Genomic DNA, 26,192 nt, shown 5'->3' on the forward strand with positions numbered 1-26,192 from the left:
TGCTAGTTGAAATCCGGTTATCATGCTATTTGGTCCATGAACCGACCTTATAAGCTCCGTCTGAAAGCCGGTTTGTGTTAGCGAAATCAATCGCCGGCTGGTTCGTCGATGGATCGAGAATCGCAATGGCTAATTCATAAGTACCGCTCGGCAGTGTATTCGTAGGAAGAGAGCCTGTGACCGTGTGCTGCCCTGTTCTCCAGGTCGTTAAGTCCGCCGATGTGGTTTGGCGTGCCACGATCTGGCCGCCGCTGCGCAGCTGGATTTCAAGAGGCCAATTGAACGGGAAGTGTTGAACCCCCTTATTCTCCACCGTGACGGATACCTCGAGCGTGCTTCCGCTATTTACTTGCGGGTATGCAGCCTTGTTTACGACAAAGTGATAACCCATTCGTTTCTTGAGCGTATCGATGTTGCCTTGCAATGGATTCCCAACCGCCAGGGAAGCCGGAGAATTCGGTCCCAGCCAGCTTGGCTTGCTGAGCTCGGTTTGCCGAAGGGTCTCATTGAAGCCGCTGCCTGACGTAAGCGCAGCATTCATGCCATAAGCACCGCCATAAAATTCGCCGCCGGAGACGCGAGTATCCCAAAAGTTTGCATGTGCGGGTTGCTGCTGGCCGATGTCATCCCAATATCCGTTCTGGGTGCCTGTATACCAGCCCCAATCGGAATCGAAGCTCGGCTGATCGCCGAAGACGTCATTGTACATTCCCAGAATCAAACCCTTGTTGTTATTCTTGGCCAGCTCTACGCTGCGTCTAATCAATAGCTGCGTGTGATCCTCCTGATCGGCAAAGGCATCGATATAATGCTGAATATATTGGTTGGATATGCTGTTCGGGGGAAATGCCCCCGTATAGTTGCTTTCCCCGTTCGGTCCGACATAAGGCCAGGTATGGAATTCGGCCCAATGTCCGAGCGAACCGATTTGCACAAAAGCGATCGGGCTATCCGGGGAGTCGTAATGGTCCGCAATCGCCTCGATTGCAAGTTTGTGCCTGGCGATCAGATAGTCGGAACTGTAATTAGGAGAGAAGCCCGTGTTGTTGCCGGCTCCCATGCCTCCAGTATCGTCGCGATAGGCCTTGCCCGGCGATTGTCCCAGGCTTGCCATGTCGTTGTACAGCCAATCCGGGATATCCCGGTGAGCCACGCCGGAAGGACTGTCCAGAATAAAGCGAAGGATTACCTTGACGCCGCGGCTTTTCCAATAGTCGAAATGATTGGAGGCTTCAATCGCACTGAAATCATAATTGCCCTTCGTCGGCTCAAACTCCTTCCAAGTCACGCCGGCATATACCAGCCGATGAGGTTGAGGATAATTGGTAGATTTCGCGGATGGAGCCCAGCCTTTAAACGGGTTATTCAATGGATCATTCAGCTCGGTTGGATAGAATTCGATCATATTGCCTCCCGGATGATGTGCTTGTAAGGTATAGACCGGAAGCGGCTGGTTCTGTGCCGGCAGGCGGTGCATATCCGAATTGTTATCCAGATACCCGATGCTCACGCTGCTGCCTTCGCCAAGTCCAAGCGTAGAAAGAGGGATCGCTGCTTCAATCACGGATGAGGAACGTACATATTGAGAAGAAGTCAGAGACGATGAAAAATTCCAGCTCCAACTGCTTCCATTGCCTGAGTAGCGGTATAAGGTTTGGTTCTCGAGAAGCCACTCAACGCCTGTCGTGCCCCAGCCAAAAGCTTGATATCCGGTAGAAGCATTCCCGTCCGTATTCAACCAGAAGCTTCCCATCGTAGTGCTAAGGCCGGAGCCTTGCACAAGCAGAAAAAGATTCTTGTCGTCATGGGAAGCCTTTAAGCTTTGAGCCTTTCCCGTATTCGTGGATAGGGCCGGAATGCCCTCCCAGTCGCTCGGATCGCCGTCAACAACGATAGAGGCAGAGGCAGCTTCCGCAGACCAAGTAAAGCGGGGAAAAGGGAATAAGGCAAGTAGAATGGCCGTCATGATAATTAGGGCAAACGGCTGCTTCCAATGGATACCCCGTGCTTTCATGTCAAACCTCCTCACAGAATTGTTCTTTTACTCTCAAGAAATCGAATCCTTCACCTCCTTTCCGAGCCAGGCAATTAACAATACGTGAATACGTGCAACGGTTCCAGGCGCTTGTTCTGAAAAAGCATGGAAACGCCGTTAAGTTTCTTCTTGCCAAAAAAGCCGTTTAAGTTGAGCTGCGTACCACCAAGCGTGTAGGCAAAATCACTTTTTTGGGCAGCAGCTTGTTTCCGTTGATTCGGTCGATTAAGTTATCGACAGCTACCATGCCGATTTCTTTCATCGGCACATCGATCGTAGACAGCGGCGGATTGGAATACTTGGATACCTCAATGTTGGATAGCCCAATAACCGCTACTTCGTCAGGAACGGAAATACCGTTGTTATACAGGCCGTTGAGGGCGGCCATAGCCATTAAATCGCTGCCGGCAAAGAAGGCAGTCGGGAAATTTCGGTTTGTACATAGATGATTGATTTTTTCGATGCAGACCGCCTCATCCCACATGCAATCAATAACCCAATCGGGATTGACCGACAATCCGGCAGCATGCATGGTTGCGTAGTAGCCCCGATAACGACGGCTGTCTTTGAGGTTGCTCGATAATCCGCTGCCCCCGATATATCCGATTCGGGTATGGCCTTTTTCAATAAGATGGCTGACGGCCATCGAAGCGACATTGTAATGATCGTAGCCGACATTGTCGATATCCCCGCGTTCCGTATCGATACCTACGATGTACGGGACCTGCTTGCGAATATATTCGTAGGTCTCGTGATCGAGCGATTCCATGAGAATGAGGCCGGTAATCGGTTCGCTGAATGTATTAAATAGGATCTTGCTGTCGTTCAATTCAATTCCCGTCCGGATAAAGGACATGTTGTAACCGGCGCCAAGCAAGCGTTCTTCCACGCCGGATAAGATCGACATGAAGTAGGGATCGTTGTATTTATCCTTGGTGACGCTTAAGACGCATCCGATTTTGATATGCGATTTGCTTTCGGCCGGATCCTGAGCAGAAACCTTCCGCTTGGGCCCTGATGCGATTTTATAGTTCAGCTGCGTAACGGCTTGCCAAACCCTTTCCCGGGTTTCGTCCGTGATTTTATACTTCGTATCATTGTTTAACACTCTGGACACGGTGGCTGTGGATACATTTGCAAGTTTAGCAACATCCCGAATCGTACTCATGTATAAACACATTCTCCTTTTAAGTTACTAATAATCGCCATTTTAGAGTTTATAGGAATGTTACATTGTTAACAATGATTTGCTTTTATTATAGATTATGTTACGTTGTTTGTTGCGCAATATTGTTACGTTACTTCATTTTACATTCCTCCTTAATCAAAATCAAGAGTAACATGTATATTCCATGCGTTGTCACTAGAAATTTCGAAGTATTTCAAAATTGATATTGCCAGATAACATGCGAATGATATAACATGAAATCACTAAACAAATTGTGCAATGAAACAGATTCAACGTAACAAACAACGTAACAAACAAAGAGTTCTGTTTAGTACATGGGGGAGTTGGGATATGAACAAGAGAGTTACGGTTTACCCTATGATATCGGATGAAATGTTGACCAATCCGGGTATTGGCTTTACCACGGCGCCGGGCTTGATGGGAGATCCGGAACGGATTGTTGATAACCGGGGGGAAGCGCAGCGCAAATACAAGTTTGCGGAAGACAGCAGGACGTACAATCATCCGGACAGCAAAGTATATTTCTTCAGCGTTCGTTGGCGTGACGTCGAAACGGATAAAGGGAGTTATGACTGGAGCGTACTGGAGGAAAAGCTGGATTACGCCAAATCATTAGGCTGTACTGCCGTGGTGCGTTGTTCGCCATATGCATTAAGCGAAGAAGACGATATTCCGTCTTGGTTCCGGGCCGAATATCCGGAGGAGCCCGAGTTTCCGTTCTGGAGAGTAGACCCTCTAACCACCCCATATGCCGAGTATTGGTCTGATTTCATCAAGGCGTTTGCCGCCCGCTTTGACGGCCACCCGCTTATCAGCTCGATCGATTTGACCATAGTCGGAGCCTGGGGGGAAGGCGGCGGAACGGAATTTCTAACGACTGGCGCGGTTAAGCAGATAACGGATGCTTACTTGGACGGTTTTAAAATAACGCCTCTCCAGGCACTGCTGCATGATCCGCTGTCGATCCGGATCATAAATGAACGCAAAGCCAAAGTCGGATTTCGCGTGGATTGCTTGGGGGATATGGGAGGCTTTCATGGCGATCAGTGGTCGCATATGACCGATTTCTATCCGCAAAATATTCAGAATTTTGAGATGGGCGATGCCTGGGAGAAAGCGCCGATCCTGTTCGAAGCATGCTGGCATATGAATGACTGGTATCTGCAGGGCTGGGATATCGACTATATCATACAGGAAACGCTCAAGTGGCATATTTCATCCTTTAACAACAAAGGGACGGTAGTACCGGAACCGTGGAAAGAGAAGGTCAAGGCTTGGATTAACAAGATGGGCTACCGCTTCGAATTAAGGAAATTCGCGTACGATTCGATAGCGTTCGTTGGCGGAGAGCTAAACATCGATGCGTTGTGGGCTAATGTCGGCGTCGCTCCGATTTATCATCGTTATCCGCTGGCGGTGAGGTTAACCGGCCAATGTCGATCGTATACGCTTCATAGCAGTGAAGACATCAGGGAATGGCTCCCGGATGAGGATATTGCTTGGACAGAAAGCTTTTCGCTGCCGGACGATATGCCGGCGGGCGAGTATGGGCTGGAGATTGGCATCGAAACCGGCGTGAAGGAAATCGGGAATATCCAGCTGGCAATCACGGGATATCAAGACGGCTTTTACCCGATGGGTAAGCTATTCGTCGAAAGGGGGAGGCAGGCTAATGGAAAGGCCGATGAATTATAAAGAAGTAACAGCGATCTGTGAATTTGATTATCTGCCTGATGGATTGGAAGCAAAATATGATCGCTATCTACCGGATGGCGAGCCCTATCTCATACCAAGGGGCTTCTTGAATGGAATCTTTGAGCGATATCAGACTCCCGAGGAGACTCGGCAATGGATTAAACAGGGGATTTTAGCGATAGAGGAAGACGCCGTATTGTTTCATTTCACCAAATTTTTGGTGGAGGATCTGTGCTCGGCGCGCAATCGCTGTGATGAAGCCCATTATACCAATATGACGCCCGCATGCATGAAGAAGTACGGCGAATTATATTCATTTTTGTTGCTGCTAGCCTGCGTGGTGCCTTCCATGAAGATGCTGGAGAAGCGTTCCGTACCCCTAACCTATTATGAGGATATTCCGCATCAACCGCTGAAGCTGCAAATGGAAAAATTGGCACTGCAGGGCGATGCCAAGGTTCATGATTTCCCGTGGGTGATGAATTTCTATACCTGCTCCATCTTTCTGTTGGACCGCTTCTATTTTATTCCGTACCGATTCGAGGATTCCTTCACCATGTTCCGCCATAGGGATACGCAGGAAGTGCTTGCCCTTCGCCATCCCGGAGAGGATTTCCGCAGCGATGGACAGCGGAACGGAATCAACGATGTTTATGATCCGCAAGGCCGCTTCACATCTGAATGGCAGGAGAATGCCGAATTCATCATAGCGAATCGGATCAATCCCATGGGATTCGTCGAAAGAGAAACAACGCCGATCTTAAAGAAGGACTGGGATACCGTGCTTCAAAAAGGGGATACCCTGTTGGCGCTTCACATTCCTTCCGGGCCCGGGTACACGCCGGACAGGCTGAGGAATTCCATGGCGATGGCCATCGGGTTCTATGATCGATATTTTCCGGAATTGCCCATCAGAGGCTTCTGGAGTTCAAGCTGGCTTTATGATTCCAGGCTCTCGCTCGTTTTGGACAATGATAAAAGCAATATCGTCCACGTTCAACGGCAGTTTTATAATTATCCCACCCATGAAGGGGACGGCATGCTGCGCTATGAAGTCTTTGGAGACCGGAATGCTGATCCGGCGTTGAACACCGGCGAATATACGACCTCGCTGCAAAGAGCGGCAGCTGAGTATATGCGGACCGGGGCCAGATTCAATACGTTAAGCATGATCGTGCTGAAGGAAGATATCGGCCGGATTGGCAGCATGCCTTATATAACCGACGCAGATATAGAATTGTTCCGCGGAACCGTTGACAGCCATTTACAAAGGAGCGAAGAGGATGGGGAAATATTCGCTTGAGAGCTACGAGAAGTACAAAACCGTCAAAATCAGGCCGAAGCCCTTATCGGTCAAGGAGTATGATACAAGCCACGGTCGATTCGAATATGCGGCTTTTTCATGGAAGGAACTAGAACCTGCGCGAGGAGAGTATAAGCTCGGAGGGATCGACAAGGTATTGAAAGCGATTACGAATCCTGTTCTTTTCCTGACGCCGGACCTGCCAGAATGGACGAAGGATAACCACGAAGCATGTTATGCGGCATTGATCCGAAAAGTCGGGAGTATGATCGATTCGGATAAACGCCTTGCGGCCGTCATGATCTCGACCTTGGCAAACAGCAAGGAAGAATGGAACGCCTATATCGATTCCTTTGGATCCCAGGTACTGCTTGCAGATTTGCAGAATGAACCACTGATTCGATATTTAAAGGAGCGCGGCCGCGGCTTTGGCCTGCTGGTGAAGTGCGGCGAGGAGAATTGGATCGAATGCTGCGAAGCCTTTGCCAAACATCATTTGCAGCGGGTATGGAAGAGCTACCCGGTGTTCCTCCATGCGACCGATGAAGCTGGCGGTTCCCATATCAGACGGGAGGCCTTTCGCTGGCATGCCGGGATGTCCAACGTAAACCTAGGGCTTGGTTACAACCTTGCTTTACGTCGGCTAACTTACCCGGAAACGGTGTCCGGCAGCGGGAGCCTGCCGCTGCGATTCTGGTTCGTAAACTCGGGAAGCTCAAGAATCTATCGAAAATTTCAGCTGCGGCTGCAGCTAAAGCAGGAAAACGTGTCCCATGAATTTCCGCTGCACGCGGCAACGCATTCCTGGTTAACCGGCGACCTTGTCCATAACGAGATCGTACACTTGCAGGACATCGCGGCGGGAACCTATTCGCTTGGCATAGCGCTCTGTTTCGAAGACCGTTCTTCACTCACGCTGAATATACAGAACCGGCAACAGGATGGTTTTTATGAGATGGGTACGATACAAGTTGAAGCCGCCCGCGAGGATCCGCTCAAGAATATATGGGACACCTATTATCCGGAAGGATATTATCCCTTGGAAGATCCCCAGATGCCGGGACAAGAATAATCCATCTAGACAAATACGAGCTCGCTGGAGGTTATGGAGTTGAAACTAGCATTAATTGGTGCAGGACAAAGAGGCATGATCTATTCAAGGCACGCTTACCAAAGCGAGGAAATCGTGGCGGTCATCGAGCCGGATGCCGGCAGAAGAAAGGCAGCGGCGGATGAGTTTCAGATTCCGCTGGAGAAACAATTTGCATCCGTGGATGCGTTTTATGCAATGGGGAAAATTTGCGATGCCGTCATCATCTCTTCCATGGACAAGGACCATTACGAGCAAACGATGATGGCGCTTGATCTTGGCTATGATATTTTACTCGAGAAGCCCATTTCACCAAGTCCGGTAGAATGCATGAGAATTCAGGAGAAAGCCAATGAAAAAGGACGCAAGGTGATTGTATGCCATGTACTCAGATATACGAACTTCTTTGCGGAAATTAAGAAAATCATCGATAGCAATGAACTCGGGAAAATCGTGACCATACAGCACAACGAGAACATCGGCAATTTCCATATGGCACACTCCTTCGTAAGAGGCAATTGGAGAAGAAGCGATCTGGCGAGCCCGATCATCATGCAGAAATCCTGTCATGACATGGATATTCTATCCTGGCTTGTGGACAGCGGGGCGAAGCGTATCTCATCGTATGGAAGCCTTACGTATTTCAAAGAGGAGAATGCACCGGCAGGCAGTGCGGAACGATGCCTCGATTGTAAGGCAGCCGCGAACTGCCGATTCGACGCAAGAAAGGCCTATTTGCCGATAAGGGGCCAATGGCCCGCTACCGTCATTTCGGCGGATCAGAGCGAAGAGGGACTGCTCCAAGCGCTAGCAACGAGTCCTTACGGACGCTGCGTATATCGGCTTGACAATGATGTATGCGACCATCAAGTCACCCTAATCGAATTCAAAAACGGGGTAACGGCAACGTTTAATTTAAGCGGATTCACAAACAAAATGTACCGTACGCTCAAAATCATGTGCGAGCATGGGGAAATCCGAGGCGACGATAACTTGAACATTATCGAAGTCACCCGCTTTAACTCCAATATGGCAGAACCCGTACAGCAAACCGTCATTCGGCCGGCAACGGTGAGCGGCGGACATAACGGCGGCGACACCGGTCTGATGAATGACTTCTTGGAGAATCTGGGGAATGCCGACTTCAGCAGCAGATCCTCCATCGACATGTCCGTTGAAAGCCATATGATGGCCTATGCCGCGGAAGAGGCGAGAATTACCGGTACCGTGATCGATCTGGATGAACTAAAGATGAAGCTGCAGCAAGGCATTACAGCATAGTCGTGTAATCACATGCAAAGGGGTGATGGAATGAGTTCGGCTGTCAAGGGATTTCTCTATGAAATAAAAAAACACAGGATCCTGTATCTCATGTGCGTGCCCGCGCTGATCGTGCTGATCATGTTCTCCTATATCCCGTTTGCCGGGATATGGATGGCGTTTACCGACTTCAATGTGGTCGACGGCATCTTCGGCAGCAAATTTGTGGGTCTGGACAACTTCAAATACTTTTTTTCGGAAAACAGCATGGGATGGAAGGTTACCTATAACACGCTGTATATCAACTTTTTTGGTCTCATCTTAGGCATTATCATTCCTGTCAGCATTGCCATTCTGATCAATGAAATCCGGCATAAAGCCTACAAAAAGATCGCGCAAAGCATGATGTTTTTTCCGTATTTCATATCTTGGGTCGTTGTCGGTGCGATTCTGTACGGAATCTTCTCCACGGATGTGGGCGTAGCGAATCATATTTTGAAGTTCTTCGGTGCAGAGCCGATCTCCTGGTACTCGGAGCCAAAGTATTGGAAGTGGATCATCATTCTGTCGAGCGTCTGGAAATGGAGCGGATACAGCTCCATTGTCTACATGGCGGCGATGTCCAATTTTGACGGGAGCCTATACGAAGCGGCCAAGGTGGATGGCGCCAACAAATTGCAGCAAATTCTTAACTTGACCGTGCCCATGCTGAAGCCAACGATCATCGTTTTAAGCTTGCTGAGCGTCGGACGAATCTTCTACGGGGACTTTGGGATGATTTACGGTATCGTTGGCAACAACCCGGTCCTGGCTGAAGAAGTAACGGTCATCGATACCTACGTTTATCAGTCGATGCGTACGCTGGGCTTTTCCTACTCGACGGCCATCGGGCTATTCCAGTCATTGATGGGCTTGATCCTGATTACGGCTGCTAACAAATCCGCTAAGAAAATAAACGACGGAGAGGGTCTATTTTGATGATGGAAAAGAATAGATTGCTTGGCGATAAATTGGTGATTGGCTTTGCCTATGCATTCATTGGCTTATTCGCACTCGTTTGTCTGTATCCTCTTGTATTAACGTTAAGCGTGTCCTTTTCTTCGGAACAGGCCGTTGCAAGAAACGGATATTCGATCATCCCTCTGAGCCCGAGCTTGGATACATATAAATATATCTTTGTTAATAGTGGGATGAAACTGCTCAAATCCTACGGCGTTACCCTGTTTGTAACCACTGTGGGGACGTTCGGGGCTCTGTTGATTACCAGCATGATTGCATTTTCCCTATCTATCAAAAAGCTGAAATACCGCAACGTGCTCGCTTTCATTAGCAACTTTACGATCATCTTCTCGGCCGGCTTGATACCGTGGTACATGGTCAGCGTCAATTATTACGGGTTGAAGAACAGCATTCTGGCTTTGATCCTGCCGTCCATATTCAGCGTATGGAACATGTTTCTGATGCGAACGTACTTTGCAAGCATTTCTCCATCTTTATATGAAGCGGCCGAGATGGACGGCGCCAATTATTTTACGATCTATGTCAAAATAGCCCTTCCGTTAAGCAAAACCGCACTGCTGACGGTTGGTTTAATGTATGCGCTTCAATATTGGAACGATTGGTGGCACGCGCTGATCTTCATTAACGAACGCGATTTGTTTCCGCTGCAGTATTTCCTCTACAACATTCTGTCGAACGTCAATGCGATAAGTTCCGGACGAATTCCGTCAGGGGCATCGGGCAACATCACATTGCCTGCCGAAACCGTGAAGATGGCCATAACGGTCATTACGATCGGTCCGATCATTTTCCTGTATCCTTACATTCAAAAATACTTCGTGCACGGGATTATGGCCGGAGCGGTAAAAGAATAGACACCTGCGTGGTTATTGGCCGATTCAGGCTTTTAACATAGATTAACCATTTCATAGGGAGGGTCTTTCATGAAAGCAAAAAAAATGCTGATCTTGTTGGTTTTATTGATCGCATCCGTTTCGGTAATGGCAGGATGCAGCGGCAAAAAAGAGGGGGCAGCCGCGCTCGAAACCGTCACGATTTTGTATCCGGGGGAACGAAGCGATCGCATGAACGAATTTTTAAACAACGAATTCGCAGAGAAAATGGCTGCCGATCTCGGTCTAAAGGTCGAAGTCATATATGTGCCGTGGGCCCAGTATTGGGAACAGAAAGATATCATGCTGGCCGCGAACGAACCGATCGATTTGTATTGGGATGGTCTTCCGGACCTTTCCACGATCGTCAACAAGAAACAAGCCATGGTTCTGGATGATTTAATCCAGGAATATGGTCAGGATATGTTGAAAGTTTTGCCGATGGAACAGCTTCAAGGCGCAACCATCGATGGGAAAATTCACGGCATTCCGTCGGCCTATGCACCGTCCTCGGCCATGTACCAGCTGGTTGCCGTCCGCCAGGATATACTGGAAGCCGTGGGGATGACCGACGTGAAGACACCCGACGATTTAAAAGAATTCGCGACCAAGGCGAAAGAGAAGTTTCCTGAAATGAAAGGACCCGCCGACATTATCTTCAAACCGTTGACTCGATACTTTACCGATGAACAATATAACTGGATCGCCGTCGAAGATTTGGTTGTATTCGGGGAAGACAGCAAGAAAGCATACAGCTATTATGAAACGGAAGCATTCCAGGAAGTGGCGAAATTTAACCGAGGAATGTATGAAGCAGGTTTATACACAGAGGATTTGACCATCAAATACAACGAGAGAGACTCCCGCATGCAGACCGGCCTATATTTATGGGTGGAAGGATCACTGGGCAAGGAAATGGAAATCGTCGATGCCATCAAAGCCAATGCCCCGGATGCCGAAGTTAAGACCTATCTGCTAGCCGAGGATAAGCCGCGTTATGTGACCGCCACAGGCGGGGAAGTTCTGGGCATTCCAGTCAATGCTCCGAATCCGGAAGGAGCCATGAAGTTTGTGAACTGGATTTATAAATCCAAGGAAAATTACCAGTTTGCTCTCTATGGCGTCGAAGGCAAGGACTACGAGATCGTGGACGGAAGAATCAATAAGCTCACCCCGAGTGAATTTTTCTATGAATGGATGTTCAGAAACCAGAATTACCAATTGTTCGGGCCGAACGTGGCCCAGGAATCCATCGATCAATATAAGAGCTGGGATGATCAGGCTGTTCGATCCGAATCCTTGGGATTCCGATTCAATAACGAAAAGGTTAAGTTGATCGAGACATCCTTGAAAGAAGTCGCAGGCAAAGATCTAGCTGCGATCCGTTCCGGATTTGTCGATTTTGAGACAGAGTATCCCAAAGCGATCCAGAAGCTGAAGGCGGCTGGGATTGACGAGTATGTCGCCGAGATACAGCGTCAGCTGGATGAATTCTTGGCAGCTAAACAATAGGGGTTTCTCCGTGTTCCAGCAACGAAGCGGCTGAAATTGAAAGCTGTCGGTGAAACAGACCATACCATCATGAATTCCGAAGAAGTATCTCCTGAACATGGGGATGCTTCTTTTCTTTTTTGTTCAATTCATAAATTCACGCTTTGCTGGGCGTTACCGGTCAGGTATTTACAACAAAATAAAATATGTCTATTATATATATAGATGAATAATTAAAAGGTTTATCAAAATAATGATCATTATCATTACTTATATGTTCTATGGCAAACGATGCGCTTGAAATGTTTATGTAAGATCCATTTTTGAGAAAAGAGGAGAAATGATGAACATACACGCTTCTATGAATCATAAGCCCGTTATTGTATCGGAAAATTACGGGGAGGTCGATGGGCGGTTTGCCGGCGCCACAGAAGTTAGGGCGCTATCCCTCGGTCTTTCTCAAGGAAACGAGGAAGGCCAGGCAAATGTTGCCGTCAGAGTATGGAGAGATGCGGACGAGCAAGCGACCGAACCATCGTTAGAGCTTCCGATTCATCGCATTCTGGATATGTCTATTCTCGTTTGCAGCGCGCTGGCGCATTTTAGCGAAGCCTATCGATACGAGCAGCTCTATGATCCGCAGAATCCCGTGATCGACCGGATCGGGCTGCAGGGAAGCGCCATGACGGTAGCCGTATGCACGGACAATGAACAGATCCAAGAGGATATCAGGCTGTTTAACGAGGCTTTGAGCGACAACGGCGAGATGATTGGTGAAAGGCTGCGGACATTAACCAGAGCATTGAGAGAATTGGGGTACGAATAATGAGGAGGCATCCCGGATAGCGGGGGAATGGAGCGAGAGTATCCTTCCACGCTGGGAAAAGCTTGGAGGAGATAGGTTATGCTAGAACAGAATGACAATGAATATTACGTGCTGTCTCCCGGGAGAGCATTGACCGAAGAAGAAAAGAGCCTTGTCTGGACAAAACCGTTAACGCATAAAGGAAGTGAGGAAGAACGGCGAATCTCGAATGAAATTAAGCGGAATTGGGATCGGGGCGAGATGAAAATCGCCAATGTTTTGTTAGAGGGGGATGCCGGATCCGGAAAGACGCAGCTCGCCAAAGCTTTATCCGCGAACTTCAGGCTCCCCTACACCAAAGTCACATGTTTTGCCGATATGGATAAATCGGATATTATCGGAGCCATTTTACCGGTCATTACTTCCGATCAAATAGAGTACTTGGAACCTGCCGATCAGGCTGCCTTGAAAGCCCTATACGATAGTGACGGCTTTCGAAGTTCGACGGAGATTCTAATGGAGGCTTTGGGAATTTCGCGGGAGCATGCTTCGGCGAAGATGAAGCATGTATTGAAGCTGGCCGCGAATGCCGCAGAGAATAAGGCGGTAGAATATCGATTTTACGCTTCCGAGATCGTCAGAGCCTTTCAGAACGGCTATCTGCTGGAAATACAGGAACCGAACGTGATACGTGATGCTGCCGTATTAATGGCGCTGAATTCCGCGCTTGAGCCCGGCGGCACGCTGAATTTGCCGATGGGTATCGTGCACAGGCATCCGGATTTCATTGCGGTGATCACGGCCAACCGCAGTTATGCGGGATCCAGGCCGCTAAATGAAGCATTGCGAGACAGGATACAGCATTCGGAGAAAATGGATCTGCCAACCAAGGATATGATGATGGAGCGCGCAAAGGCCAAAATCGGCTGCGAGGACGATGAAATGCTGGACATCCTCGCAAGGGTCATCATTCTGTTGGACAAAACAGCCCGGGCCAATGCCATTAAGGGGGTTGCCGGCATGCGTTCCTATTTCTATTGGGCGGATGCCGTGGCTCAGGGATCTTCTGCAAGAGAATCCCTTTATCACAAAGTGATCTACAAGATTACGACCGATCCGGAAGAAATCAAACTGCTGGAAGATGCGCTGGAAGGCCAAGGCCTGTTGGGGCTGCTGGATGAAATTCCGGTTGAACCCCCAAGCAAACGAAGAGGGGATGCCGTGGAGATCTCAACCTGGGAAATCGATATGGATGTTGACTCCAATCCGGATCAGCAAGCCGGGGAAGAAGGGGTCCGCTTAAAAAAATCCGCTGAGAGCGAAGGCAGCACATCCGTTTCATCGGATGAATCAGCGGAGATGGAGAGCACGGATTCGGGCGAGGAGGGCACGCCGAATTATCACCAGGCTAATCCTGAGCCCATGTCGGAAGAGGAGAAGCAGAAGGAACGGGATTTCCGCAAGAAGCTGAATCGGGTTTCCAGAGAAATCGTGTCCGATTCCCTTCATCGGTCGGTAAAGCTGATCGTTCATCGCCCTGATTATGATCCGAACCTACAGGAGGAATATGGGCGGTTAAGTCAGGGGCTTATGCCGATTGTACGGGAGATCGCCAGAAAAACGCTGCCGCTCTTGGAGCACGAAATCACCGCGGAGTATGCCAAAAATCAATACTATGGATCAAAATTTCAGGCAGACAGCGTAGCCTACCGGGACTTCAGGTTATTTGCCAAAAAACGTCCTCCGACGGAATCCCCTCGTCTTGTGGTCGGACTGAGGGTCGATGAATCCGCATCGATGGCTGCGTTCGGTAGATTGGAGGCAGCCAAGCGTGCGGTCATTGCGGTCTATGAATTTTGTCAGATTTGCCATATTCCTGTTCTGATCTACGGCGATACGGCCGATGTGTCCCGCTTGGAGCAGATGTCGATCTTCGCTTATGCCGACTATGATCATCCGGATGTTCGCGATCGCTTCAGGTTGATGGGAATCCGCGCGAGAAGCAACAATCGGGATGGTATGGCGTTAAGGATCATGGCGGAACGGCTGGCAGCTTCACCGAAGCAGACCAAGCTGTTGATCAGCATCAGCGACGGGCAGCCTAAGGCGATGGAAGACTATACCGGAAGTCTTGCCATTCAAGACATGCAGCAGACCTTATCCGAATATGAAAGAAAAGGAGTCAAATTTCTGGCTGCCGCCATCGGACAAGACAAGGATGTCATTAGCCGGATTTATGGTGCCGAGAGGTTTCTGGACATTACCAACCTGAATGAGCTGCCCGCAAAATTAGTGCGCATCATTTCTCGGTATTTATAAAACCGTGGGTGAAGCGTGTTCGCAGCTTAAGCCTGTGTGTCTTCATGACACGCAGGCTTATTCCATCATGAGATGACCGACCATAAATACGAACCCTCATGCTGGCCCTTGGTTGACTGGACATGTGCCCTGAAGAAACATTATAGTTAAAAGAATGGAGTTAGCGAAGCTGTGCTCGATTATCTCGACGACATGGGTGGCTTGCATCGATGCAAGTTTTGTGTCTGGAATCGATAAACCTAAATAAGGGAGGACATATATGGAGCAACCTCGCATTTGGCCGGATCGGTTCAAGCGCTTTTTTCTAAACAATAAGTTTGTGCTGCTTTTGCTTGTTCTGTTGCTGGTCGGTTTAAACGTCATGGTATTAAGCAAAATCTCGTTTGTTCTGCATCCGATCGCGGTTCTGATCAAGACGATCGTGCTGCCGATCATTTTATCCGGAATCCTGTATTATTTGCTGAATCCCTTGGTGGATATGATGGAAAAAAGGAAAATCAAGCGCGGATGGTCCATCCTGATATTATATCTGTTGATTGCCGGAATTTTGACGGTTGTGGTGCTGGCGGTCATTCCGGTGCTCCGCACCCAGATTATGAGTCTGATAGACAATTTCCCGACGTACAGCGAGAAAGTCAGGCAGCAGTTTGAAGAGCTGACCGGCAGCCAGTTGTATAGTCAGCTGCAAGAAGCCGTGAACATCAACTCCCAGGAATGGTGGGGCACGATAACGCAGAAAGCAACCGAAATCCTGAACTCGACATGGAGCAAGGTAGGCGGTTTCCTTGGCGCGTTTACGGAGATCGTGTTGTCGATCATTACGGTTCCTTTTGTCCTGTTCTATATGCTGAAAGACGGCAAAAAGCTTCCTCGGAAAATCTTGTCGTTCCTGCCGACCCAGAGTCGTTCGGGGATCCTGCATGTGCTTCAGGATATCAATCACCAGATCAGTTCGTTCATCCGCGGTCAGATTATTGTCAGTGTCTGCATCGGTATTCTGCTGTACATCGGGTACATGATCATCGGCCTGGATTACGCGCTTATTCTTGCCATCATCGCCTCGTTCACCAGCGTAGTCCCCTATTTGGGGCCTGCCATTGCGATCACGCCCGCGTTGATTGTGGCTCTGGTCACTTCGCCGGTGATGCTGCTGAAGATGGTGGCGGTATGGACGATCGTGCAGCTGATCGAGGGCAAATTCATCTCTCCGCAAATTATGGGCAAAACGCTGAAAATTCATCCGATTACGATTATCTTTGTCATACTGACTGCCGGTAATCTGTTCGGCGTGGTTGGCATTCTGTTGGCCGTACCCGGCTACGCTGTTCTCAAGGTTTGCGTTACCCATATATTCGAATGGTTCAAGAACACATCGGGATTATACGATCCTTCGAATGATGGCCATATGTCCAAATAACAAGGCGTGCCTATTGATGAATAGGAGGCGTAACCTTGATAAACTTTAACCGAGATCTATAGAAGCGTATGAAGCTGCGCTTGCGAAGCCGCCGTTTTGGCGGCTTTTTCATGTTCGAGGTTCCGGAGTAAAGCTTAATCGTGGACGCTTTAAACTTGGGTGAATTATGTGAAAGCGGCTTTAAAGAGAGCTGCTTTACGCGAGAGCTTCGAAGAGTTAACGTTTGAAGCTCCGCGTACGTATCGTTCCTCCAATCGCTGTTGTCGCCGAAATTCTGGATTGTATGTTAGGGGTTGAAATTCGGCTCCAAAGGCGACCGCTCCGCTTTTCCGGAATCGATTCGTCCTCTTCACTGCTTCGAAGCTAATGGATTGCCAGGTCACTGGAGAAGAGCACATCTCCCACAAGGGTGGTGGAAGTAGGAGAGCCGCCCTAAGCATAAAATATGGCGGCTTTTGAAGGTAATATCTTTTAATGATTCTTGCTTGGTCCTGGTCTTTGTTGTTTGAGGAAGTCGCCATGGTTTATCCCGTCTTCGCGGATTCATTGCAAATAAGAAACTGAATCAATATAATGGATATCATGGGTCTATGGTAAATAAAATAAAGCAAAGGAGGAAACCGCCATACAGTTTTCCAAAAGCGTTGACTATGCTCTGCACGCCTTAATACATCTGGCTCAATCGGAGCGTGACCACAACATCGGAATCAAGGAGCTGTCTGCGACACTAGGCGTTTCGGAAAGCTATTTGTCCAAAATCATGTCCAAGCTGAGACAGGACGGAATCGTGCGTGCCGTGCCGGGGGTAAACGGTGGCTATGAGCTGGCAAAGCCGGCCCGGCAGATTACATTTTTAGAAGTGATCCAAGTGATCGAAGGAAGGCAGCAGCTGTTTGAATGCTCCAATCTCAATTCGCAGCAGCATCGATTGCTGACCGAAGAGAAGCCTAGCGACAGGAACGAAGACAAGCCGGGTGCTTGCGTATGTCTGGTCAAACAGGTGATGGACGGTGCGGAACGGCAGTTGAATCAATACTTGGAGGAGCAAACGATCCAATCGGTATTGGAGGCTGCTTCCAAACGCGGCAGCTGCTCGACTAACAAGAAGTGACGAAACAGTTGAACTTCGCTTCGGAGGGATCTTTATCGATAAGCTATACGAGAAATTGCAAGGGTTTGGGGAAAGAGAGAATTGGCTTTTACTCCGTCGGTTGCTGAACACAGCGATCCAGGATGCCACGAACGTCGGGCATGAAGAGAAAAGGGCTGCTGAGCGATTGTACAAGCTGATCGAACATCATGCAGAGATCGTTCACCATGAGCGGCTGCAGGAGGAGAATCTCCAAACGCATGTTCATATCATTTTCAGTCTCTCGAATGCCGGTTCATTAAAAGTGGCGCTCAGTCAAGTGGGGAATCGGGAGAAATCCCGCGTATTAGCATTTAATGAATGCTTTTCCACCGGCCCTATCAGGGATTTAAGCACAGCGGAAGGGCAGCAGCGCAGGCTAATCTGGTTGATGGAACATGACAGAGATTACTACTCTTCTTACACGAGCAATCTGGAACACCAAATCGAGCGCATGATAGAAACGCTAAAAACCATACCGGAGAGCAAGACCGTAGTCATATGGTGCGCGGATAACGCCCATGATCAAACCGGGCTTCGCTTTGCATCGTACTTGCTGAGGGAGCGGAAACGCCCCGTTCATGTGGTGAATGTGACGCAAATTCATAAAGAATCGAGTTTGCAGCAGAACAAGGGCGAGACTCCAGTCTATCAATCCAGGATCAAGCGGGAGATTTACATTGAAATCGTTAAAACTTATGGTGAAGGGATTCCGCTGGACCCGGATCTAAGGAAACGGTACGAATCCGAATGGCTGGAGCTGGCAGGACAAGATCATGTCCTTCGATTCTGGGAAGAGGACAGGGTCATCGGCTGCGAAGAGAATCGAATGGATGCGCTTATCTTACAATCGGTCGCTGAACTGCAAGAGCAGCACCATTCTGGTGATCTGGTTAAAGCAGGGGACGTCTTAGATCGTATATTCGAAATTTCACGCCAATTCGTAAGTTATTCTTATATCGTGCACAGAATCTGGTTCTTAGTCAGTGAGGGGGTCCTCATGTTCAAGGGGTTACCGGGCTTTCCCCATCAATTTTCGATAGGTTTGCCTAAAGCTTAAGGAGCCGCCAAATGGCGGCTTTTTTGATTTGACTGGAAAATCCATTCGCATTGGCATGGTTTCCTTGGATTAGTTGCAACCACAGGTTATTTACAGTAAACTGTCTGTTACAACTTGTTATACGGAAGGATGAAAGATAACCATGACCATACCTTCATTGCATAGAATTAATGAACTGAGCCGCAAGCAGAAGACCGAAGGTCTGAGCCAAGAAGAATACACTGAACAGCAGCAGCTTCGTCAGGAATATTTGCAAGCCATCCGAGGGCAGGTTCTCTCGACCATGTCTACGTTGAAAGTTGTGGACCCGAATGGCGAGGACGTTACCCCGGAGAAACTGAAAATTACGCAAAAACAGAATACGTCAAAGCTCCATTAAGCTTCGTGCTTGGTTAGTTTCTGTTTTGGATTCATTGGTCTCCGCACCCGCACAGGGATAGGCAAACGTTTACCCTGTGTATGGTGTGGAGTTTTTTTTGTGCGGAATGAACTTTTATATATCACCAGATAGTTAGAGCTAAAGAACTAGTTACGGTTGATTTTTGCTTTGTAAACTACCAGTTTAAAAGTTGATCGGTGCAATGCCCTCAGCTTGCCAAACTGTACCTCTTCGTTCGTACTCGAATAACTGTTCAACAGCATTTGCGATTTGAGGTCCCAATTCACGCTCAACCAAATATAGGGAAACATCAAGTCCAGATGTCACACCGCCACCAGTCACCAGGCGAGGACCATCTTCAACGACTCTTGCATCAATCGGATTTGCACCGAGAGCTTTCAGTGCAGTCATTCCGATCTGATTGGTAACGGCGTGTCGATCCTTCAACATGCCGCCCATAGCAAGCAGCAATGAACCTCCACAAACGGTGGCAACCGTAACATCCTTATTATCCATGGACTTTTTTAACATCGCAGGGAGACGGGTTTGCAGGGCTCCTTTTAACACATTCGGAATGGCATCTTCCGAATTGCCTGCTGGTTTACCCGAAGCTCCAGGAACCAAGATAATTCCGGAGCGATTAGGGTCTAAGACGGCTTCGGCTTTGAGGGAAGGGCCATTCAAACCGCTCGGGACCGAGCGCTTGCCTTCTGCGGATACCAATTCCACGGTAACTTTTCCTCCAGAGTACATTCCAGCTGCAGCGAATACTTCATATGGGGCCAGTGCATCCAGCAGATCAAACCCATCAAACAATACGATTTGAACATGCAGATTTCTGTTTTTGAACTCATCTTGATTCTTATTCGCTTTCGCGCTTGCAGCCGGAGCAAACAAACTAAGTATCAGTGTTAACGACATAAGTAAACTAATCATTTTTTTCATTCGATTACCCATTCCTTTCGTTTCGATCTGATGATGATTTCAGGAATAACAATCAGCAGTGCAATAGAGCCGTAAAGGCCAATGGTGTAGCTTGTGGCGTAAACCATGCCGAAACCCTGATGAACAAGAGAGGTGATAAGATGAATCAACAGGTTCGTGAAGCAGAAGGCGTAACTCCGGATCATCCAGTTCCGGTGCCGGTCGATTCGTTTCCTCTTGATCTGGATGAGCGCCGTAATGGTGACAAACAGCCAGATCAGATTGAGCGCGTTGAATCCCATGCTGCTGATTTTTCCGCCGGTGGCGTAAGGCGCCATATATCCGGAGGTCAGGACAACCAGCAGTACGGACACGAGATAAACGTAGCCGTTGAAACGATGGAACCTGCGGCTTTTTTCAAACATTCGATTGGAAAAGTTGATCAAGCCCGACGCCATGGCCAGACATGCAAATCCAACATGAACGTACATGACATTCAACCAGACCGGAAGATTCAGCTCCCGCTTCAGCCCGGTTTTACGGCTTAAAAAACCAGCGGCACCGGGATCGATCCAATAGTTTTTGACCAGGGCGTATAGAATAAACACAAGGCTGACACAGGCCAGGAGCCGGTATAATGATTTCCGTTTCTTCATGCAGTTCCACAACCTCCGAATCTTAAGAAACCCGTGTTCCGGTTAATTTGGATGCCGGCAGCATGCCGGCCTTGGCGGTTCCGGTCATAACATCTCCGTCCGCGGTAACTTCGAATTTCAGGTTCAGGCGCATGGGCTTCGTGATGGGAAGCGACCAGGCCAGCTTGCCGTTCTGAAGCACAGGGCTCCTGAATCGGATGGTTTCATCTCCTTGCGTTGCCGTACCTTCGATGATGTCGTTCCTTGCCAATATGGAGAGCCTGACTTCCATTTTCCCGACAGGCGTAGCAATCATTGTATCCCAATCCCCTTCGAATATAGATGCCTGCGTGAGTTGGTGACCCGAGGATGCGTTAGTTAACGCCCCATGGTTCGCTGCTGCGTTCGGTTCGCTGTCGTCCGGCAAAGACTTCTGCGTGCTTGGTGCCAGACCGATCCCCTTCCAAACCGTTCCTCTTCGTTCGTACTCGAATAACTGCTCTACCGCGTGCGCGATGCGCGGTCCGAGTTCCCGTTCCACCAAGTACAGTGCCACATCAAGCCCGGATGTGACACCGCCCCCGGTAACGAGGCTGCCGTCGTCCACGACCCGTGCCTTGATCGGGACTGCCCCGGTTGCACCAAGCAAGCCCATGCCAAGGTGATGCGTTACCGCAGTTCTCCCTTCCAATAGCCCGCCCATGGCCAGCAGCAGAGAGCCGCCGCAAACGGTAGCGACTACGATGTCCTGCCGGTCGAGCGCCTGCCCGATCATACCGGTTAATTCGGTATTCATTGCCCGGCCCAAAATAGCTGGGATCGAATCGGGGCCATCACCGTCGACCTCGCCAGACGCTCCCGGTACGAGAATGATGCCCGCGCATTCCGGATTCAATCGGCTGTTCGCTTCAATTTTTAATCCGTTAACGCCGCTAGCCACAGCCCTTGACCCTTCGGCCGTGACCAATTCCACGCTTAACTCATGTTCTGCAAACGACGCTGCCGCGCAAAAAACCTCGTAAGGCGCAATGGCATCCAGTAGGTCGAAACCATCAAATAACACGATTTGTACAGTTAGCATATAAATCCTCCCGTCTTAGGTGCGATGACGAATCGCGTAGATTCGACTGCATTGCCCGGACGACCTCCCGAATGAAGCCCCGTCCGTGTTCGCAAATAGAAGTTTAACAAACGAATATCTCAAACGAAGTCGTAAAAAGGTCACAAAAGTATAAACAAACCATCACAATTCATGGCCTCTCGTCGGTTCCTGCAAAAAAAATGATAAACTAGATGGCAAAGGTGGGATTTGCATGAGCGGAGACAATACGATACTCGTTGTAGACGATGACCAAAGCATCGTCGAACTATTAAGGGACTTTCTTGAGAATGACAGCTTTCAAGTGAAGACTGCTTGTGATGCGGAGGAGGCGTGGGCCATATTCCAACAGCATCCCATTCAGTGCATGGTTCTGGACATCATGATGCCGGGACAAAATGGATTTGAGCTGTGCCGCAGGATTCGGGCGGAAAGCCCTGTTCCGATTCTCTTTTTGAGTGCCCGCAGCGACGACGTGGACAAAATCCGGGGGCTGACGCTCGGCGGCGACGATTATATCGTCAAAACGGCTTCTCCCGGGGAGATCGTTGCCCGCGTGAAAGCCGTACTGCGGCGCTCCGCGACCCGGCAGCCAGTGGAGGGAAGGGTGTTGGATTACGGCCGCCTCCGGTTGAATTTGTCCACAAGAGAAGTGGTCGTGGAAGGCAATAACGTCGTGCTCACGCCGAAGGAGTTCGAACTGCTGCGAGTATTCGCAGAGCATCCTAGACATGTTTTCACCTATGACCAGCTGCTTGCGAAATTTTGGGACGGGGTGGGCGACAGGCATACGATCCGTGTCCATCTCAGCCGGCTGCGCGAGAAAATCGAAGCTGATCCGAACCAGCCGCAATTGCTCGTTAACGTGTGGGGAGTAGGCTATCGCTTTGAGGGTCGTTGACATGAAGAAGCTGCGCATTCGTACCTTTACCATGCTTTGCTTTTTCTTTATCCTTCTGTTACCGTGGATCTTTTTTGTCACTGCCCATTTTATGGAGACCAAGACGCTCAGCTTCGAAAAAGGGCGTCTGCAAAATGAGACGCTGCAAAGTAATTTATCGGAAATGATAAACTTCATTGAAGCAGGCTCCGGCCAATGGACGGAACCGGCTTGGCAAAATCAATTGAAAACGGCGCTCCATGAAGCGAAAATGGATGTTCTTATTCAATCCGCGGAAGAGCGGGAGCTGTATCGGTCTAATCCGGAACGCAGCGGTACGTCGTTGTCAACGGAACGATTCTCCGTCATCAAGGATGGTCAATTGCTGGGTAGGGTAACTCTGTATTTGCCAAGAACCAATGAAAAACAGGTCATGTCGGCTTTTGCAGGACTGCTGCTTGCTATCTTGATTGTCGGAATGGGAATGAGACGGTTCGTGCTCAAACCGCTTGAGAAGATGGGAAATGCAGCCAGGCAAATCGCGACAGGCGATTGGAACGCGCGGTTGCCCTCATCCTGGGTCACCGAAATCGCCGAAGTACGCGATGGATTTGAAGTGATGGTGAAGGGGCTTGAGAAATCCTATCAAAAACAAGCCGAATTGGAACAGGAACGCCGATTCGTGATTGCTGCCGTTGCGCATGATTTGCGGACGCCGTTGTTTGCGTTGCGGGGTTATTTGGATGGTTTGGAACAAGGAATCGCTCAATCCCCGCAGATGGTCGCCAAATACGTAGCGGTATGCAAGGAAAAATCGGTGCAGTTGGATCGTCTTGTGGAGGATCTTTTCACATTTACGAGGATGGAATATTTGGAGGCGGAACTTAGCCGCAGCCTCGTTGATTTGAGAGATGTTATCCAGAATTCGATGGACAGCCTGCGGCCGCTGGCGGCTGACAAGCATATTACCTTTACCGCACAATTCATGGGCGATTGTCTACTAAGCGGCGATACGCATTTATTGGAGCGCGCTATGAATAATCTCATGGACAATGCCGTCAGACATACACCTCTGGATGGTGAAATTGCAGTGCAATGCTGTAAGGACGGCAACCGGATCAGGTTTACGATACGGGATACCGGACCGGGCTTCTCCTCGGCAGACCTGGAGCGCGTTTTTGAACCCTTGTACCGTGGGGAAGCGTCTCGAAGCCGATCAACTGGAGGCAGCGGTTTAGGGTTGACCATTTCACAAAGAATCATAAGGCGGCACGGAGGTGAAATAACCGTCAGCAACCATCCGGAGGGAGGAGCGCTGCTGGAAGGATGGTTACCTGCCGCAACCCCCGAACTATAGGATTAGGATATGGATGGTTGTTAGTCTTATCCCTCTCAGTGAGACGCACTTAAAAAGCCGCGAATAACGCGGCTTATTTGTATTTAAAGGATCCATGAATAGCTTTCGTGCCATTAAGTTCGTCTTACCCAATCAAGACATGATCTTCAGCATAGCCGATTTTGGAGGCACGCTTTTTCTGAGCCAATGCGAAAGCCAGCGTTAATGGACCCAGTCGTCCGGCAAACATCGTTATCGTCACAATGATTTTCCCCACGGAGGACAATTCGCTTGTCAATCCCATCGACAATCCCGTAGTGCTAAATGCCGATGTCGCTTCAAACAGCACTTCCAAGAAATGCTCTTCGAGCATTCCTTCAGATATGGTCAGCAGCAAGGAGACTCCCAGCACAACCACCAAAGAACCCATGACAACGGCTAACGCACGCATAACGGTTTCTCCTGCAATCTTGCGTTTGAAGGCATGGATTTGACCGCCACCGCGAAAGGTTTGGATTGTGGCTAATATAAGTACAATAAGCGTATTGATTTTAATGCCTCCGCCTGTGCCTCCGGAAGCAGCACCGATGAACATCAGAATGATAATGAAAAATTGAGAAGCTGCCAGCATGCTGCTGATGTCAATCGTGTTGAATCCCGAGCTTCGGGGCGTTATTCCTTGGAAAAATGCAGCCAGGACCTGTTCGCTATCGTTCAATTGGCCAAAAGTCGACGGATTCCAGCTCTCCATAAAGTATATAAATAGAAAACCGAGCAGAGATAGCGTTCCTGTCCCGACAAGAACAACCTTAGAGTGAAGCGAAAACTTCTTCCATGAACGTTTTTGGAATACATCCACAATGACGATATAACCGAGACCCCCAATGATAAACAGCACCACAATCGTAATGTTGACGATCGGATCGCCAACGAAGGGCGTCAGGCTGTCAGACCACAGGGCAAATCCGGCATTATTGAATGCGGAAACGGAATGGAAAATGGCGTAATAGGCTGCCTGACCCCAACCGAAATCCTGTTGCCAGCGAAGCGTAAGAACAATCGAAGCCAATGCTTCAAACGCGAAGGCTATAAGCACCATGTACATCGACAATTTAACCAAACCTTGTGCCGAAGTCGAATGAGTGGTTTGCTGAATAATGAGACGTTGTTTTAATCCGATTCTTTTGCCCAACACAATGGCAACCATGACGCCAAAAGTCATAAAGCCGAGTCCGCCAATTTGGATCAAAATCATAATAACGACTTGACCAAACGTCGAAAAAACACTCCCGGTGTCCAAGACAACAAGTCCGTTTACGCATATTGCCGAGGTGGCTGTAAAAAAAGCATCCAGCAGACCAACGGATCTGCCTGTGGAGGAAGAAAGTGGTAGCGCAAGCAATGCAGCTCCGATTAATATCAGTGTGAAAAAAACAAGCATAATGAGCTGAGGGGGGCTCATATTTTTTTTAAGTTTGTTGATGAACAACTCCATTTTAGCAGGAGCGGAATGTTGTGTATTTCGATCGTTCAATTTCATAATGGATTTACTCACAAGTTCCACTCCCTTTCTTCAGTGATTGCTGGATTTTTCATGAATTTCTCTGTTTTGGAAAAAAGACGAATCTACTACTTTTCCGTGACTAATTTTCAAATAGTGGACTTCGTGATCTTTTTTTAACTTCAACAAACCTGTGTCAAAATCGGTATTCAATTCTTTGAAAAATAGTCCCTCGGCTATAGAGTTACTGGAATCACTCCCGGATTTCTTATTATCGATGAGAAAATGAGGACCATCCTTGAAAACCATGACTCGAATTCCGCGCTCATGGGTGTCATCCGTTTGCTCGTCCATCCTTTGAACCGCTACAATGTGCAGATCCGTTTCGCCGATCTGGTTTAAGAGCTCGTTGACAATCGAGCCGCGTGTTATTTCTTGCCATCGTGTTTGTCCGGATTGTCCGATAATTAGTTGAGTTATATGAAGATTCTTGACGGTTTCCGCTATAATTTCCGAAGCTTTTCGATCTTCATTCGTTTTGACGATAAAGGTTGCCCCATATTCATCACATTTCGTTTGCCACTCGGCCATATACCTTTCTTGTGCTTGATCGAGCTCATTTTCACGTTTTGGAATAACGCTTAACACAAACAGGGGACACTGAAGCAGACGGGCTAATTCACCACCTCGGCGAATAAGACGTTCTCCGTTTGGACCGTAATATACCTTTCTCTTATACAAATCTTACGCTGC

22 protein-coding genes are annotated in these 26,192 nt (G+C 48.8%); 15 read left to right on the forward strand and 7 right to left on the reverse strand.

Annotated features, from left to right (window positions below):
* Positions 1-25: 25 nt before the first annotated feature.
* Complete coding sequence (locus RB298_RS21485) at positions 26-2,014, reverse strand: DUF4832 domain-containing protein (protein ID WP_486048524.1); 1,989 nt, start codon at positions 2,012-2,014, stop codon at positions 26-28.
* A gap of 166 nt (positions 2,015-2,180) precedes the next feature.
* Positions 2,181-3,203, reverse strand: a complete 1,023-nt coding sequence (locus RB298_RS21490; RefSeq protein WP_096773590.1) for a LacI family DNA-binding transcriptional regulator — start codon at positions 3,201-3,203, stop codon at positions 2,181-2,183.
* Between the two features lie 351 nt (positions 3,204-3,554).
* On the opposite strand from RB298_RS21490, the gene RB298_RS21495 reads away from it, so the two are divergent.
* The 13 genes from RB298_RS21495 to RB298_RS21555 all read left to right on the forward strand — a co-directional run bounded on the left by RB298_RS21495 (position 3,555) and on the right by RB298_RS21555 (position 19,064).
* Positions 3,555-4,919 (forward strand): DUF4832 domain-containing protein, encoded by a 1,365-nt coding sequence (locus RB298_RS21495; RefSeq protein ID WP_486048526.1) that lies wholly within the window; start codon positions 3,555-3,557, stop codon positions 4,917-4,919.
* Positions 4,897-6,222 (forward strand): acyltransferase domain-containing protein, encoded by a 1,326-nt coding sequence (locus tag RB298_RS21500; RefSeq protein WP_375119742.1) that lies wholly within the window; start codon positions 4,897-4,899, stop codon positions 6,220-6,222. Before RB298_RS21495 ends, RB298_RS21500 begins: the two co-directional genes overlap by 23 nt.
* Entirely contained in the window at positions 6,203-7,294 is a 1,092-nt protein-coding gene (locus RB298_RS21505) for a DUF4832 domain-containing protein (protein ID WP_486048528.1), read from the forward strand. Before RB298_RS21500 ends, RB298_RS21505 begins: the two co-directional genes overlap by 20 nt.
* A gap of 33 nt (positions 7,295-7,327) precedes the next feature.
* On the forward strand, positions 7,328-8,593 hold the full coding sequence (locus RB298_RS21510; protein ID WP_228468935.1) for a Gfo/Idh/MocA family protein: 1,266 nt from the start codon (positions 7,328-7,330) through the stop codon (positions 8,591-8,593).
* A gap of 30 nt (positions 8,594-8,623) precedes the next feature.
* Positions 8,624-9,550 (forward strand): ABC transporter permease, encoded by a 927-nt coding sequence (locus tag RB298_RS21515; protein ID WP_486048530.1) that lies wholly within the window; start codon positions 8,624-8,626, stop codon positions 9,548-9,550.
* Positions 9,550-10,446, forward strand: a complete 897-nt coding sequence (locus tag RB298_RS21520) for a carbohydrate ABC transporter permease (RefSeq protein WP_009590583.1) — start codon at positions 9,550-9,552, stop codon at positions 10,444-10,446. Before RB298_RS21515 ends, RB298_RS21520 begins: the two co-directional genes overlap by 1 nt.
* 69 nt (positions 10,447-10,515) lie before the next feature.
* Entirely contained in the window at positions 10,516-11,976 is a 1,461-nt protein-coding gene (locus tag RB298_RS21525) for an ABC transporter substrate-binding protein (protein WP_213578490.1), read from the forward strand.
* Positions 11,977-12,298: 322 nt separating this feature from the next.
* Positions 12,299-12,781, forward strand: a complete 483-nt coding sequence (locus tag RB298_RS21530) for a DUF6530 family protein (protein WP_486048533.1) — start codon at positions 12,299-12,301, stop codon at positions 12,779-12,781.
* Positions 12,782-12,859: 78 nt separating this feature from the next.
* A complete protein-coding gene (locus RB298_RS21535; RefSeq protein WP_486048535.1) occupies positions 12,860-15,079 on the forward strand; it encodes an AAA family ATPase in 2,220 nt (739 codons plus the stop codon).
* 259 nt (positions 15,080-15,338) lie between these two features.
* Positions 15,339-16,496, forward strand: coding sequence for an AI-2E family transporter (locus tag RB298_RS21540; RefSeq protein WP_096773597.1), 1,158 nt, complete (start codon positions 15,339-15,341; stop codon positions 16,494-16,496).
* A 625-nt stretch (positions 16,497-17,121) separates the two neighbouring features.
* Complete coding sequence (locus RB298_RS21545) at positions 17,122-17,607, forward strand: RrF2 family transcriptional regulator (protein WP_486048547.1); 486 nt, start codon at positions 17,122-17,124, stop codon at positions 17,605-17,607.
* A gap of 100 nt (positions 17,608-17,707) precedes the next feature.
* On the forward strand, positions 17,708-18,685 hold the full coding sequence (locus RB298_RS21550) for a DUF1835 domain-containing protein (RefSeq protein ID WP_486048537.1): 978 nt from the start codon (positions 17,708-17,710) through the stop codon (positions 18,683-18,685).
* A 142-nt stretch (positions 18,686-18,827) separates the two neighbouring features.
* A complete protein-coding gene (locus RB298_RS21555; RefSeq protein WP_009590590.1) occupies positions 18,828-19,064 on the forward strand; it encodes a DUF896 domain-containing protein in 237 nt (78 codons plus the stop codon).
* Positions 19,065-19,247: 183 nt separating this feature from the next.
* Here RB298_RS21555 and RB298_RS21560 read toward each other — a convergent pair whose 3' ends face one another.
* Genes RB298_RS21560 through RB298_RS21570 form a run of 3 tightly spaced genes read right to left on the reverse strand, consistent with a single transcriptional unit; the run spans position 19,248 to position 21,704 of the window.
* Positions 19,248-20,009 carry a DJ-1/PfpI family protein gene (locus tag RB298_RS21560; RefSeq protein WP_486048539.1) on the reverse strand — a complete coding sequence of 254 codons (762 nt, stop codon included), beginning with the start codon at positions 20,007-20,009 and terminating at the stop codon, positions 19,248-19,250.
* Entirely contained in the window at positions 20,006-20,644 is a 639-nt protein-coding gene (locus RB298_RS21565; RefSeq protein WP_375119747.1) for a DUF2306 domain-containing protein, read from the reverse strand. Before RB298_RS21565 ends, RB298_RS21560 begins: the two co-directional genes overlap by 4 nt.
* A gap of 22 nt (positions 20,645-20,666) precedes the next feature.
* Positions 20,667-21,704 (reverse strand): DJ-1/PfpI family protein, encoded by a 1,038-nt coding sequence (locus RB298_RS21570; protein ID WP_486048541.1) that lies wholly within the window; start codon positions 21,702-21,704, stop codon positions 20,667-20,669.
* 232 nt (positions 21,705-21,936) lie between these two features.
* Here RB298_RS21570 and RB298_RS21575 point away from each other — a divergent pair, with 232 nt between their 5' ends.
* Together RB298_RS21575 and RB298_RS21580 are read left to right on the forward strand one after the other, a co-directional pair.
* On the forward strand, positions 21,937-22,623 hold the full coding sequence (locus RB298_RS21575) for a response regulator transcription factor (RefSeq protein ID WP_486048543.1): 687 nt from the start codon (positions 21,937-21,939) through the stop codon (positions 22,621-22,623).
* Between the two features lies 1 nt (position 22,624).
* Entirely contained in the window at positions 22,625-23,959 is a 1,335-nt protein-coding gene (locus tag RB298_RS21580; protein ID WP_486048549.1) for a sensor histidine kinase, read from the forward strand.
* 124 nt (positions 23,960-24,083) lie between these two features.
* On the opposite strand, the gene RB298_RS21585 is transcribed toward RB298_RS21580, so the two are convergent.
* Positions 24,084-25,433 (reverse strand): TrkH family potassium uptake protein, encoded by a 1,350-nt coding sequence (locus tag RB298_RS21585; protein WP_255250528.1) that lies wholly within the window; start codon positions 25,431-25,433, stop codon positions 24,084-24,086.
* Positions 25,434-25,511: 78 nt separating this feature from the next.
* Positions 25,512-26,087, reverse strand: coding sequence for an adenine nucleotide alpha hydrolase family protein (locus tag RB298_RS21590; protein WP_486048545.1), 576 nt, complete (start codon positions 26,085-26,087; stop codon positions 25,512-25,514).
* Positions 26,088-26,192: the final 105 nt, after the last annotated feature.

Origin of the sequence: Priestia sp. BR_2 (genome assembly GCF_041954005.1) — a bacterium.
Taxonomy (GTDB): domain Bacteria; phylum Bacillota; class Bacilli; order Paenibacillales; family Paenibacillaceae; genus Paenibacillus_AQ; species Paenibacillus_AQ lautus_A.

Excerpts from the sequence above, each read along its gene's own strand:
- RB298_RS21555 (WP_009590590.1), top strand. The coding sequence starts at position 18,828 with ATGACCATACCTTCATTGCATAGAATTAATGAACTGAGCCGCAAGCAG.
- RB298_RS21500 (WP_375119742.1), top strand. The coding sequence starts at position 4,897 with ATGGAAAGGCCGATGAATTATAAAGAAGTAACAGCGATCTGTGAATTT.
- RB298_RS21525 (WP_213578490.1), top strand. The coding sequence starts at position 10,516 with ATGAAAGCAAAAAAAATGCTGATCTTGTTGGTTTTATTGATCGCATCC.
- RB298_RS21485 (WP_486048524.1), bottom strand. The coding sequence starts at position 2,014 with ATGAAAGCACGGGGTATCCATTGGAAGCAGCCGTTTGCCCTAATTATC.
- RB298_RS21535 (WP_486048535.1), top strand. The coding sequence starts at position 12,860 with ATGCTAGAACAGAATGACAATGAATATTACGTGCTGTCTCCCGGGAGA.
- RB298_RS21515 (WP_486048530.1), top strand. The coding sequence starts at position 8,624 with ATGAGTTCGGCTGTCAAGGGATTTCTCTATGAAATAAAAAAACACAGG.
- RB298_RS21505 (WP_486048528.1), top strand. The coding sequence starts at position 6,203 with ATGGGGAAATATTCGCTTGAGAGCTACGAGAAGTACAAAACCGTCAAA.
- RB298_RS21560 (WP_486048539.1), bottom strand. The coding sequence starts at position 20,009 with ATGAAAAAAATGATTAGTTTACTTATGTCGTTAACACTGATACTTAGT.
- RB298_RS21565 (WP_375119747.1), bottom strand. The coding sequence starts at position 20,644 with ATGAAGAAACGGAAATCATTATACCGGCTCCTGGCCTGTGTCAGCCTT.
- RB298_RS21530 (WP_486048533.1), top strand. The coding sequence starts at position 12,299 with ATGAACATACACGCTTCTATGAATCATAAGCCCGTTATTGTATCGGAA.
- RB298_RS21520 (WP_009590583.1), top strand. The coding sequence starts at position 9,550 with ATGATGGAAAAGAATAGATTGCTTGGCGATAAATTGGTGATTGGCTTT.
- RB298_RS21570 (WP_486048541.1), bottom strand. The coding sequence starts at position 21,704 with ATGCTAACTGTACAAATCGTGTTATTTGATGGTTTCGACCTACTGGAT.
- RB298_RS21575 (WP_486048543.1), top strand. The coding sequence starts at position 21,937 with ATGAGCGGAGACAATACGATACTCGTTGTAGACGATGACCAAAGCATC.
- RB298_RS21510 (WP_228468935.1), top strand. The coding sequence starts at position 7,328 with ATGGAGTTGAAACTAGCATTAATTGGTGCAGGACAAAGAGGCATGATC.
- RB298_RS21495 (WP_486048526.1), top strand. The coding sequence starts at position 3,555 with ATGAACAAGAGAGTTACGGTTTACCCTATGATATCGGATGAAATGTTG.
- RB298_RS21580 (WP_486048549.1), top strand. The coding sequence starts at position 22,625 with ATGAAGAAGCTGCGCATTCGTACCTTTACCATGCTTTGCTTTTTCTTT.
- RB298_RS21540 (WP_096773597.1), top strand. The coding sequence starts at position 15,339 with ATGGAGCAACCTCGCATTTGGCCGGATCGGTTCAAGCGCTTTTTTCTA.
- RB298_RS21585 (WP_255250528.1), bottom strand. The coding sequence starts at position 25,433 with ATGGAGTTGTTCATCAACAAACTTAAAAAAAATATGAGCCCCCCTCAG.
- RB298_RS21490 (WP_096773590.1), bottom strand. The coding sequence starts at position 3,203 with ATGAGTACGATTCGGGATGTTGCTAAACTTGCAAATGTATCCACAGCC.